At 53.2% G+C, this 12,422-nt stretch carries 10 protein-coding genes and 1 pseudogene; 1 reads left to right on the top strand and 10 read right to left on the bottom strand.

The genetic code is table 11. From position 1 onward, the window contains the following. Positions 1-38: 38 nt before the first annotated feature. From CUC55_RS13720 to CUC55_RS13695, 7 genes and pseudogenes are all read right to left on the bottom strand, one after another. Entirely contained in the window at positions 39-1,496 is a 1,458-nt protein-coding gene (locus tag CUC55_RS13720) for an NAD-dependent succinate-semialdehyde dehydrogenase (RefSeq protein WP_103088233.1), read from the bottom strand. Between the two features lie 22 nt (positions 1,497-1,518). Further along, positions 1,519-2,559 (bottom strand): annotated as a pseudogene (locus CUC55_RS13715) (tartrate dehydrogenase); the annotation flags it as partial. A gap of 14 nt (positions 2,560-2,573) precedes the next feature. After that, positions 2,574-4,037, bottom strand: a complete 1,464-nt coding sequence (locus CUC55_RS13710) for an aldehyde dehydrogenase family protein (RefSeq protein ID WP_103088232.1) — start codon at positions 4,035-4,037, stop codon at positions 2,574-2,576. A 13-nt stretch (positions 4,038-4,050) separates the two neighbouring features. Beyond that, entirely contained in the window at positions 4,051-4,413 is a 363-nt protein-coding gene (locus CUC55_RS13705) for a cupin domain-containing protein (protein ID WP_067646329.1), read from the bottom strand. A 373-nt stretch (positions 4,414-4,786) separates the two neighbouring features. After that, complete coding sequence (locus CUC55_RS23325; protein ID WP_280940015.1) at positions 4,787-4,921, bottom strand: hypothetical protein; 135 nt, start codon at positions 4,919-4,921, stop codon at positions 4,787-4,789. 103 nt (positions 4,922-5,024) lie between these two features. After that, a complete protein-coding gene (locus CUC55_RS13700; RefSeq protein WP_103088231.1) occupies positions 5,025-5,324 on the bottom strand; it encodes a hypothetical protein in 300 nt (99 codons plus the stop codon). An 85-nt stretch (positions 5,325-5,409) separates the two neighbouring features. Then, on the bottom strand, positions 5,410-5,730 hold the full coding sequence (locus CUC55_RS13695; protein WP_157940961.1) for a hypothetical protein: 321 nt from the start codon (positions 5,728-5,730) through the stop codon (positions 5,410-5,412). Positions 5,731-5,775: 45 nt separating this feature from the next. Between CUC55_RS13695 and CUC55_RS13690 the strand changes: the two genes are divergently transcribed. Further along, entirely contained in the window at positions 5,776-6,669 is an 894-nt protein-coding gene (locus CUC55_RS13690) for a DMT family transporter (protein ID WP_103088230.1), read from the top strand. Positions 6,670-6,733: 64 nt separating this feature from the next. Here CUC55_RS13690 and CUC55_RS13685 read toward each other — a convergent pair whose 3' ends face one another. From CUC55_RS13685 to CUC55_RS13675, 3 genes are all read right to left on the bottom strand, one after another. Further along, positions 6,734-7,117 (bottom strand): PIN-like domain-containing protein, encoded by a 384-nt coding sequence (locus CUC55_RS13685; protein ID WP_425352848.1) that lies wholly within the window; start codon positions 7,115-7,117, stop codon positions 6,734-6,736. A gap of 5 nt (positions 7,118-7,122) precedes the next feature. Next, entirely contained in the window at positions 7,123-7,836 is a 714-nt protein-coding gene (locus CUC55_RS13680) for a hypothetical protein (RefSeq protein WP_245417762.1), read from the bottom strand. 213 nt (positions 7,837-8,049) lie between these two features. After that, a complete protein-coding gene (locus tag CUC55_RS13675; protein ID WP_425352847.1) occupies positions 8,050-10,875 on the bottom strand; it encodes an NACHT domain-containing protein in 2,826 nt (941 codons plus the stop codon). Between the last annotated feature and the right edge of the window lie 1,547 nt (positions 10,876-12,422).

The following is a 12,422-nucleotide window of genomic DNA, read 5'->3' as shown; positions in this document are numbered from 1 at the left end:
AGAAAGCCCGCAACGGTGACGTTGCGGGCTGTTTTGTTTCAGTTCAATCCACCGATGTGGAAAGACTTCGTTTCAAGATATTCTTCGATACCGCATTGCGCGCCTTCGCGACCGAGGCCGGATTGCTTCACGCCGCCGAATGGCGCCACTTCGGTAGAAACGGAACCGGTATTAAGGCCGATCATCCCGAATTCCAGCGCTTCCGCGACCCGCCAGGAGCGCTTCAGGCTTTCGGTATAGAAATAGGCGGCAAGGCCGAACGGCGTACCGTTGGCAATTTTGATGGCCTCTTGCTCCGTCTCGAAGCGGAAAAGCGGCGCGACAGGCCCGAAGGTTTCTTCTCCTGCCAATAGCATATCGGTCGTCGCACCGCCCAGCACGATGGGGGCGGTGAACTGATCGCCTTCTGGTAATTTGGGCGGTGTCGAAAGGATTTCCGCACCCTTGGAGAGTGCGTCTTCGATATGGCGGTTGATCTTGTCGATGGCGGCGGCGTTGATCATCGGGCCGATGTCGATGTTCGCCTCTGTGCCCGGTCCAACCTTCATCGCCGACACGCGCGCCGAGAGCTTGGACGCGAAGGCATCGTAAACACCGGCCTGCACCAGAATACGGTTTGAACAAACGCAGGTCTGGCCGCCATTGCGGAATTTGGACGCGATGGCGCCTTCAACAGCAAGATCAAGATCGGCATCGTNGAACACGATGAAGGGCGCGTTACCGCCGAGCTCAAGGCTCAGGCGCTTGATGCTGTCAGCTGCACCGCGCATCAGAAGCGAGCCGACACGGGTGGAGCCGGTGAAGGAAATCTTGCGGACCGTTTCATTGGCCAGCAATTCGTTGCCAATCTCGGTCGGCATACCGGTGACGATGTTGATGACACCGGCGGGAATGCCCGCCCGCTCTGCCAATACACCCAGTGCCAGCGCCGAATAGGGCGTGAACTCGGATGGCTTGATGACGACCGTGCACCCGGCGGCAAGCGCAGGCGCGACCTTGCGAGTGATCATGGCATTCGGAAAATTCCACGGCGTGATGATGCCGCAAACGCCAACCGCTTCCTTCAGGACGACGATGCGGCGGTCGGCAGTGGGCGAGGGAATGGTGTGGCCGTTGATGCGTCGGGCTTCTTCGGCAAACCATTTGACGAAAGACGCGCCGTAGCGGATTTCACCCTTGCCTTCGGAGAGCGGTTTGCCCTGTTCCATGGTCAAGAGAAGCCCGAGATCGTCCTCGTGCTTGATCATCAACGCAAACCATTTTTCCAGCAGCGCTGCGCGCTCCGCATGGGTCTTGGCTTTCCATGGAGCAAAGGCTTTTGCTGCCGCATCGATGGCTGCGCGGGTTTCGCCACCGCCCATATCCGGCACAGTGCCGAGCACTTTTTGCGTGGCGGGGTCGATTACATCGACCGTTTTGCCCGATGATGCATCCAGCCATTGGCCGCCGATAAGTCCCTGCTGTCTGAACAGATCCTGATCTTTCAGAAANCTCATGCCGTTCTCCTCCGTTTNAAGCCAGCACTGCCAGAACGGCGGCTGTAATAGTGTCCGTCTTGTCCTTGCCGGGCAAGGTGCCGATACCCTTTGCCGTTGCGGCTTCGATTGCCGAGATGATATCGGCGGCTGCTTGTTTTTCGCCCAGATGATCCAGCATCATCGCACCCGACCAAATGGCGGCGATGGGATTGGCAATACCGAGATGCGCAATGTCGGGCGCCGAGCCATGCACAGGCTCGAACATCGACGGAGCCGAGCGATCCGGGTTGATATTGGCCGAGGCCGCAAAGCCGAGCCCGCCCTGAATGGCTGCACCCAGATCGGTGAGAATATCGCCGAACAGATTGGAAGCAACGACGACATCGAGACTTTCCGGTGCCATCACCATGCGCGCGGCCATGGCGTCGATATGATAATTCGTAACCTCCACGTCGGGATATTCGGCAGCGATTTTCGCGGTCATCTCATCCCAGAACACCATAGAATATTTCTGGGCATTGGACTTGGTGATAGACGCCAGTTTTTNACGACGGGAGCGTGCCTGCTCGAAGCCGAACCGCAGAATGCGCTCAACACCCGTGCGCGTAAAGATCGAGGTTTCGACGGCAACTTCATCCGGCGTGCCGACGTGAACGCGACCACCCGCACCGGAATATTCCCCTTCCGTGTTTTCACGAATGCAGAGAATGTCGAAACCTTCCTTCTTCAACGGCCCCTCGACGCCCGGTAGCAGGCGGTGGGGACGGATATTGGCATATTGCACGAAGGCTTTGCGGATCGGCAGAAGCAGACCATGGAGTGAAACGGCGTCCGGAACCTCGGCTGGCCAGCCGACGGCACCCAACAGAATGGCGTCAAATCCGCGTAGAGTTTCGATGCCATCTGATGGCATCATCGCGCCGGTTTCCTTGTAGAAGGCGCAGGACCACGGAAACGTCTTGCCTGTCAACGTGAAGGTTCCGTCTTTCCTGGCGGCGGCCTGCAACACAGCCCAGGCGGCATCGGTCACGGCTGTGCCGATGCCGTCACCGGGAATGAGTGCGATGGAGTGGTTTTTCATGTGCAATATCCGCCTTAGAGATCGATGAGAACACTTTTGGACTTCCGGTTTGCCATATAGGCCTCCCGTCCCAGATCCTTGCCGATGCCGGAGCTTTTGTAGCCGCCGGTCGGCAGAATATGATCGCGAGAGCGGCCATAACGATTGACCCAGATCGTGCCCGCCTGCAACCGTCTGGTCACTCGAATGGCCCGCGAGAGATCGCGCGTGAAGACGCCTGCTGCCAGACCGTAAGTGGGATGATCGGCCAAGGCCAGGGCCTCTTCCTCATCCTCAAAGGTCTGCAAGGTCAGCACCGGCCCGAAGATTTCCTCGGTGACGGCAGGAGAATCCTGCGTGACGTTGCCGAGCAGCGTCGGGGCGTAGAAGTAACCGTCGCGATCCATAATCTGTCCACCCGACAAGCACTCGGCGCCGGCACCGATGGCTGCACGCACAATCGCGTCGATCCGTTCGATCTGCTTTTGCGAAATGATCGGGCTGTATTGGGTTTTCTCATCCCATGTCGGGCCGGTCTCGACTTTGCGCATGATGGAGGTGATCGCTGCAATCAGTTCCTCCGCAATCTCCTTGGCGACGATCAGGCGTGAACCCGCGACGCAGGCCTGCCCTGCATTGGAANTGATGCTCTGCGCAACCGCTTTCGCCGTGCGGTCGATATCGGCATCGGCAAAAACCACCTGCGGACTTTTGCCGCCAAGCTCCAGCGTCATCGGCTTGATACCGGTGCGCGCGACATTCTGCATGATGGCAGAACCTGCTGCTGTGGAGCCGGTAAAGCTGACCTTGGATATATCCGTGTGACCGGTCATGGCATTGCCCGTCACCATGCCATCCCCCAGAACGACATTGATGAGACCTGCAGGAATACCGGCCTCGACCGAAAGCTCTGCAATATGCAGTGTCGAAAACGGCGTCATTTCGGAGGGTTTCAGCACAACGGCATTGCCCGCTGCCAGAGCTGGCCCCAGCTTCCACCCGGCCATAGACAGAGGGAAATTCCATGGCGTGATGGCACCGACGACACCGTAAGGCTCGGTCATGATCATGCCGAGGCTGGCATCGGATGTTGGAACGAGATCGCTGCCTTCCTTGTCTGCAAATTCCGCGAAGAAACGAATTTGTTCGGCAGTCACAGCGATATCGCCTGCGATCAGATGCCCGACGGGNCGGGTAGATGATACCGCCTCAAGTTTCGCCAGATATTCGGCATCTCGCTCGATCAGATCGGCCCAGCGTTGCATGGCGTTGACACGGTCGCGCGGTCGCACACCGCCCCAGTTGCTGCTCTTGAGCGTAGCCTTGGCCGTCTGAACCGCTTGATCCACCAGGTCGGCACTGGCAATCGGGCAATAGCCGAATGCAACGCCATCGGACGGGCGGTGCATGGCAATGCCTTCGCTGGCCATCACCCTTTCGCCGCCGATGAAATGATACTGCGGCAGCGAAATCGTGTCTGGGTCGAAACTGAGCGTCATCGCCTGTCGTCCCCTATGCCGGGTCGGTTACGGTCACATAAATCTTGCGAACGGTCTCTATCGTGCGCCAGACGCCGACGAAGCCGGGCTTCATCATGAAGCTGTCGCCTGCGCGATAGGTAACGGTGTCGCCGTCTTTTTCTTCCAACTCGATAACGCCGGAAATGATGTGGCAGAACTCGTATGTCGTGCCTTTGATGGAATGCGTCTCTCCAGGCGTGGCTTCCCATATGCCGGTATGAACGGTGCCATCGCGGCAATCGTCCAGCGCCCAGGTCTTGAAGGATGGATTGCCGGAAATCAGCCTTTCAGGCGTTGGCGTTGCTTCCTTCGGCGTGGTCTGCGGGTTGGGGTCAATACGGGTGATAAGCGACATGGAAAGCCCTTTCTGGAATGTTCAGTAGCCGCGGCCGCAGTTGAGTGACAGGTCACGCCGTTGATGGCGTGTGCGCTGCGGCTCCAGCTCGACAAAGTCACTCAAAACTGGCGTGTTTCCCACGGCAGGATGAACTGAAGCTACGATAGATCGCAGCACATCTGACCGATTTTCGGCTTAATCGCGCAATCGCGCTCCCAGGTTAAGGCTTGGTGGCAACAACCGTTTTCGACTCGGGTTCAGTCAAGCGCTTCGCTTTGGCCTTCGTCTACTTGATGTTCAACAGATCGGGGGTCGAACTCGCGCTATTGTCTTCCGCGAAGGGTGGTGCCGTCTCACCCAGTCTGTGCTGGGGAGAGAGTGGATCATTGTTTCAGCTGGCTTCCTTGTCCTTTTTCGCCTGATCATGATGCCACTTGATGGCGTAGAACATCCCCACGCCCAGCACAATAATCTTGAGCGGCAAGAGGACTATGGGGAACCAATCGACCCAACTCGAATCCATCATTTNGAATACTTTCCGGCTTTCACGCAGCGCTATCTGCGGAGATAGCGCTACCCCCAAACTGCAGCTTCAACAACCTGTCGTTTTGCCGCAGCCCGTGCCACCACTACCCTGCGGCCACTGTCTTATGCCGGTCTATCCGGTCTCGAAGTGCGGCAACAACGGCCTGCAAGAATGCGTTGCGCCGGGGGNCAGACGTTGCCAACAGTGTCTTTNCCAGCCGGTCGTGAATCTTGCTCATGAACCCAACGTGGTCGAAGCTGTGAGCAGCAATGTTCACCTCGACCTCTTCCATGTAGTGAGAAAGATGCGGGCCCAGTTCCAGATTTGCATCCGTCTGGTAATGAGCCGCCATTTGCTCTGCAAGTGTTCCCATTTGGACGTAGGGGCCATACTTCTCGCTCATACCTTCTCCCTTTNCTAACCTGAGCAAATTACATAGACACGGTTACTTGTAAGCACGAGATGTTTCCCCCGCCATCGCGAAAACGTTATCTTTGCCCAACCGGATGCCAGCACTTTTTGCCGGGCAATAACCCGAAGCGCCCGAATTCCGCCTTTGCCAGCGGCTTCTGATGCGCGCCGATGGACGGCTGCGACAGAAACGATCCCACCGCCCCTCTCACATTGGTGTCAGTGGCATCGATCCAGATGTAATTCCCTTCATCTTTGACGCGGTCGAGAAACACCTGCACCTTGACGTCGATTGTCTTGCAAAGCCGCGACATCGGCTCTCGAACCCTGACTGCCTGGACCAGCTCATCGACCGAACGTTCCGAAATACGCTGCCGTAATTTGATAGATCGTAACACAGGACTCGGCTAGTACAGATTATCAGCAGTATCGTGGTGAAGTGCATGGCAGGATCATTGGAAGCAAGGCCGCTTTTCGGCATCGGGCTGGCGGCCATGGGCTACTCCTGTTTTGCTCTTCAGGATGCGCTCGTCAAATGGCTTGTCGAAAGCTACGAGGTTCCTCAGATCCTCTTTGTGCGAAGCGCCGTCATCGTTCTGATTACCGGCGTACTGGCATATCGCTATCGCCACCCCTCCATCCTCAAANGTAAATATCGCGGTACCGTCGTTATTCGCGCAGCCCTCATGCTCACCGCATGGATGCTGTTCTACAGCTCCGCGAGATATCTTGGGCTGGCGGAACTCACCACCCTCTATTTCTCCGCACCCATCATGGTCATGGTCCTGTCCATCTTCGTACTGAAGGAGAAAGTCGGCGCAGGCCGCTGGATAGCCTGCGCGGTCGGTTTCATTGGAGTCGTCATAGCTGCCAATCCCGCCAACTCTCCAAACTGGCTTCCGGCAACACTCTGCATCATCGCAGGCTTCTGCTGGGCATGGAGCACCATCCTCATCCGCCTCGTCAGCAGAAGCGAAACGACATTAACGCAGATGTATGCTACCAGCGCACTGTTCGGCATCGCCTGCGCACTGTCCTTGCCCTGGCTTTGGAAAAACCCGGATGCACAGGGCTGGCTTCTTATGATCGCGGTCGGGCTCGTCTCGACCATCGGGCAATATCTTCTCTACGAAGGCTTCAGACATGCGCCCGCATCATCGCTCGCACCAGTGGAATATACCGGCCTCATCTGGGCCTTCATCTATGGTTACGCCATCTGGACGGAAGTACCGGCAATCAACGTCTTTATCGGCGCAATCCTCATCGTCGCGGCAAGCCTTGTGCTTGTGAGTTGGGAACGGCGGAGTATGAAAATTGCGAAGGAACGGATCGGCTGATGCATCCGTAAAAGTGGTGACGTGCTTGATTGAGAAAGCCAGCCGCACAAAAGCGCTATGCTGACTATATCTGTTTGATACGCGTACTCGACATAGGCAGTTCAAACATGGCACCGCCTTGCACCAGCGCAGATTGAGCCTCTATCGTTTGCCACAGCGCCAAAATGCGCTCCATCTGTTTGACGAGAGGAGACTTGTAAAGCCCTTTTGAAAGAAAGAAGCCGACGAGATGTGACGCGCGAAAGGCATTGTACTCGGCTTTGTTACGAGTAATCCGGCGATCCCCTGAAAGAACCACCCACCTGCCTTCGGCGCTTAGCTCTCGAATCCATTGCAAATCTGTTACGCCGGGNCCGTACCGTTCCCGGACGTGGATGATATCGTGTTTNCCATTGAATAAAGCATTGAGAGAGCGAGCAAGCGCAGGAGGAAGATTTTCATCTACCAAAACCTTCAAGCGGCCCTCTTCAAATCGTTTTCGAATTGCACCGCATCACGCACAACAGAAACCGGCACATCGTATATCCGCGCCACGTCTTCCACCGAACCCTCCGCCTCAACCGCTTGAGCAAGCGCTATCGTCGGGACTCCGAAGTCTGACGCGATAGGCTGGCCGAAAGACCGGGCCGGATCGATTACAATGGATTTCTTGCCGTTGAAAGGACGCCAACGCGCAACAGCGTCATCTTCAATATCTAGGTCTTTAAATGTTCGGTCGATAACCTGCTTGAAGACATATTGCTTCTTTTTGAGGTCGAGCATCTTGGCGTCCCCAACCCGCTCAATGCTTTCCAGAAAAATCGTGCGCCCATCCGTCTGGAAACGCAGCGTTGAAAATGGGCGGTCCTCCCCAGCGCAATCCTGCGCATATTCAAGGCAGTTGCGAATGGCCAGCAAACCGACGCCCGCATCCAGAAAAGCTTTCACGAAACGCAATTCGATCAGGTCACGGAAGCCTATTTCAAGATGCTCTTCAACGTTGGCATGTTGTGCTGTCCACAGCGGTGGAACCTGCCGCACAGCATCGTCACGCTTGTATGTGTAACCACGCAGCCAGCGGTTGACATTAAGAGGAGCAGTTTTCAGCAGGCGCGCAGCCTCCGGCGCGGTGTAGGAGCCTACGCCGATTATGTCCGAATCCAGAGCGCGAGTTTGCATTGAGGTCATGGTTGTAAAGTAGCCGTAAATTGCGCTGCTGCAAGATGGATTTTTTGTGTTGTATTCGTTTGAAGCGTAGGGTTCGTTTGTGATTGGCGTCTTGGTGCTTCATTCATTGGCCGTGTGTTTAAGCGATGATGGTGGAGGGCCCGGAGAGAGCGCCCATCCACCTAGCCTCCAGAGTTGGAGACATATTAATCAAGCCGACTCTGGATCGTAATACTAGGCTGTCGGGTTTCGACGACTGACCTTCTTGCGAGTGTGAGACGAGCCTGTTTCAGGTTCAGACGTGTAAGTCGTAAACCTGTCTGGCCAACCGGCAGATACTAGCATCTCATACGTACGAGAGCTCTCTGTCTCACACAGCTCGATCGCTTTGCTAAGCGCTTCCTTGTCACCAAGATACAAATCCCTAAATGCCACAGCAAATTGGAGAGGATTGTAGCGGCATTCTCTGGAGGCAATGACAAGGTCTTCCAGTCCCGTAGGGGCGTCAGTAGATGCAGCTCGGTTTGCTCGCACCCAAACATCGACCAGCATTAACCAACAAGCCCAGTTGAAATCGTCTTCTGTTGCAAGACTTTCAGACAAGCGCGCGGTAAGGGCTTGCCACTCGTTGTAGTCGAAATACCGGCCAATGGCCTGCGGAACCAGCGCACTCAGCGTAGCCTTTAAGGTTTCCTCCCAATGGCCTGATGGCGTCAGATTCATTTCTTTGACAAATGACGGAACAATGGTTTCCCGCATTACGTCGGAAGCAAGGATCATGCGTGTATAACCACCAGCATCCACATTTACCGTCTTCAGCGAGCGCCGTATCAACGCCATCTCGCGTGTTCGCCTCGGTTTACCATTCTTCGGCGTTCCAGGTAGTGTCGCTCTGCTTCCTGGTTTCCTGTAGAAAAAGCGCAACCGTTGTCGTACGGCTTCGCTCAAAGTGTTTTCGTTCCCGCGAAGATTCAACTGCGGAACATGACTTAGCCAACGGTGGAAAAACTCTTCGATTAATTCCCCTCGTTCTACTCGCTCTTCGTATCCATTTGCGGGGTTAATGCAATACGCTAAAGCCTCCCGAAGCGATGGGTGAAGGTTCGCCTCCCCAGCCAGTGCGATTAGATTCATTGTGTAATCACGATGCGGCCCTCGTCCAATGCTACTCAGAAGGCTCAGACTACGNCTCAAGAGTCTTTCTCCTACTTCATTTGGGTCGAGTAGGATTGAAATCCCTAGGCCGATGGCCGAAGCAGCGTTCGAATCCGGATCTTGGAACGCATCAATGGTCTGTCTGAGGTACATTTCCCCCCAAATCGGGGAAGTAGGTCTAGCTCCTTCGGGTCCAAATAAAAGTGGCTCGACGAAGCTGTGTCTACCGAAGTCTACCGCTGCGCGAATTTCCGGATCAAGAGGCCCAAGGTCGGCACTTTGGTTAATCAAGGCCAACGTTAGCTTGTCTAGTGGCGAGGCGTGGTCGAATATTTGTTTGAAANCTAACTTAGCAGTTTCAAGGTTCGAATGTTCTTTGAGAGTCCAAGACCTAATAGCGTTGTTTATAGTTCGAATATCGTCGCGCGACTCTGTCTTTATGAGTATGTCAAATACTTGATGACAAATCTGTTCAGCCTTTTCCTCGGCAGGTTCGATACCGTCCCTTAAAAGTCCAACCAGCAACAACGTGCAATCACGAGAAGGTTTCGAGAGATTGGCTTCACATAATTTCTCAACAAAAAACGCCTGGGCTGCGGCCGATTTCAAGCTAGCGACCAACAAGCGAACAACCTCTCGCCATCGAGGGTTTTCAAGATCACCGTTCAACTCATTCCAGATGGACAAAGCTCCACCCACCTCGCCGTAGGTTGTGAGATATGTAGCTGAAAGATATTCTTGAAACGTTAGATGAATAAAGCTGTAAAGACCATCGCCTGCTTCGATCATCAGCCCTGCCGATGATTTCACAAANGTAAAAANCTCTTCTGCTTGATCTTCAGACGGCTCATCTCTGTCGCGTCTTTTTTCTTTGGTCTCGATATGCTCTGTAAGGAATTTGACTATCTCGCCGTGCGGTGCGACCGCTCGCCCCTTAGCCTGGAGGCTATTCCTATGCATCCAGTAAGCAATTGCTTCGACCCTTAACCGATTCCGTTGTTCAATGCGTCCTTTTATCGGCTCGTCATCTTGTTTTTTNGCCTTACTCCAAGTGTTTAGAAGTGTTTCTGTGCATTTTTGATACAAAACTACCCGTTGATCAGGGAGAACTGCGTCTATTCTGTGAACTAGAGTAACAATTGTTAGAAGAAGAGGGTTTCTGGAGAGATCTCTTATCGCATCATTGTCGGGGTTGTTAATTACCTTAACGAGGTCTGCGATGTTTCTTTTCCGCTCTACTTCCTCTACTATCCTCTCTTCGTACCAGTCTGATACAAACTCTTCGATTTCATTTAGGCGAAGTTTCGCAACTCGAAAATGGCGATATGGTTGGTCGAAACGAACATCCGCTTCATAGCCAACAATACGAGAAGTCACTATAGCAGTGTTTATAGGGTAGCTGGTACAAAACGAGTCTATTCGCCGCCGCATTAATCCCTTGAATTGCGGCCCGGGAAGTTCATCAAGCCCGTCGAAGAATATTATTGCTCGCCCACTCTCTATATAGGCTTCAAAAANTTCTTTGTCGGCCGCGCCTATACTGAAGTCCGCTTGAACGCTTTCGACGATATAATCTATGAGGGACAAGTTCTTCCGGATTTTTATTTCGTCAGCGTACCGTCTTAAGGTTATGACAATTGGAAGGCGATCGTCTGATGCTCCTGCGCACCGTTTCTGAAGTGCAGGAGTAATACCGACCAACGCGAGGAACGAAACAAGCGTTGATTTNCCAGATCCGGGATCTCCTAGTATGATTGATTTTTNGCCAGGAGCAATCAATGAAACTGGCTCAATCCGAGGCGTTTCATCATTCTCTTCTGGCGAAGATTCAGTTACTAGGGATAAGGGAATGTAAATATTTTCTAATGGTACCCGGCGAGACGCTTCTTCCTTGTAGACGGACATACCTACAAATTCTATGCGACCAAATCTGCGTCGCATGTTTNCGTCATATTGCGCTCGCACCTCCTGAATTGTCTTTCTTCGCGCTTCTCCTAGAGGGACCAAAGATGGGTAATAAAAAAGGCAAAGGTGCCTCGCTCGTAAAAACATTGACAAAATTTTTGTGTGGCCAATGTGCTCGATCTCAAATCGGGATCGGTACTTTTCTCGCAAGGCTTCGAACCAAGCTATATCGCCGCCTTCTTTTCGTCTTCCAGAATTCGTCAGATCATCAGGCGTTACAAGAACATAGGTTGAGATTTTATTTTCGGAATCCTCAGCTGCATATTCGATTCCGGCTGAAATAATGCTTCTATGCTGACTACTTAGCGGGGATCGATAAAACTTGTACTGGTATCCCGTTATTTTGTTACCTCTACGACCATAGCGATAGCTATCGAGGCCGCGAAAATCCCCGGCGGAATCATCCAAGGGCTGAAATTTGTTTCCTTCACCTCGCCATTCATTGAAANGAAGTAGATCAATAATTCGGCCGAATTCCTTTCCTCCTTCCGTTCCATCGGGAAGAATTTCACTTAAGGTTGGGAGTGCGGGAAGACGGGGACCGGACATACGCATGATCTCTTGCTCGCAGCATTGATTGTTGAGAGGCTAGTACACACGCACAGGTTTGATTCGGCAAGTAGTTTGGCATAAGTTCCGTGCCTGCTAGGAGCGATTTCGACGATATTCTGATCGCAAAANCTAAATACTTTTTCGAGGGGTAGTTAAGCCGCCTTTAGCAAGCATTCCCCCATAGGGTGATCCCGGTTTGCCTTGTCGTAATTTCCACCTGACATTCGTTTGATCTTCCATCGCCATTTTTCACGATATCTGAAAGGTCATAAGGCAGGTTAAGGGGTTTGTCGGTAAGAGTATGTCTCTATGGACACAGGCTTTGCGATGAATTTAAAGAATCACAACGTTGGAGCCGTTATATCATCTTAGATAAATAGGAAAATATTCACATTTTGATTTACGACGAGATATCTTTCCTTTATAGTGCCTGAAGTCGCGTTCTTGTGCTGGCAACCCAGATGAAGAAGGTGGCGGGTTTTGTTTTGATGGTACTCAGTCATCGGAGCCGAACTCGATAAATGAAATGCTCGCTTTGCAGGCGGAATAACCCGTTGGTGACCCTATGGGCAGGACGGGCTTCTTATTGCAAATCGATGTATTTCGCGCAGGGCTGAGTTTGGAATGCGGTTAGTGGCAGAGAAGAGTAGGAAGACGAGGAAATTAGATTTCAGCCTGGCGTGCGGGCCCGGATGCTGGCTGGAAATGTGGTTTGATAAATGGGGGCGCTGAGAGGTGCCACACATATACAGTTGCGAGGTAGCTTTCAGCGCCCCGTTGAAATGGCTTGTTTAGCTTATGGTTTGACGAGCAACGAAAGTGATGACGCGAGCTCAATGAGTTGCGTGAACGAATAAGTGTTTCTTGGTGAAGGAAAGAGGTGGAATCGAAGGATAAAACGCAAAGATATAAAATCTTTAAATTCATAATTCTGC

The organism is Agrobacterium bohemicum (genome assembly GCF_002896715.1).
Lineage (GTDB): Bacteria > Pseudomonadota > Alphaproteobacteria > Rhizobiales > Rhizobiaceae > Agrobacterium > Agrobacterium bohemicum.
This window is presented reverse-complemented; position numbering and strand designations above follow the sequence as displayed.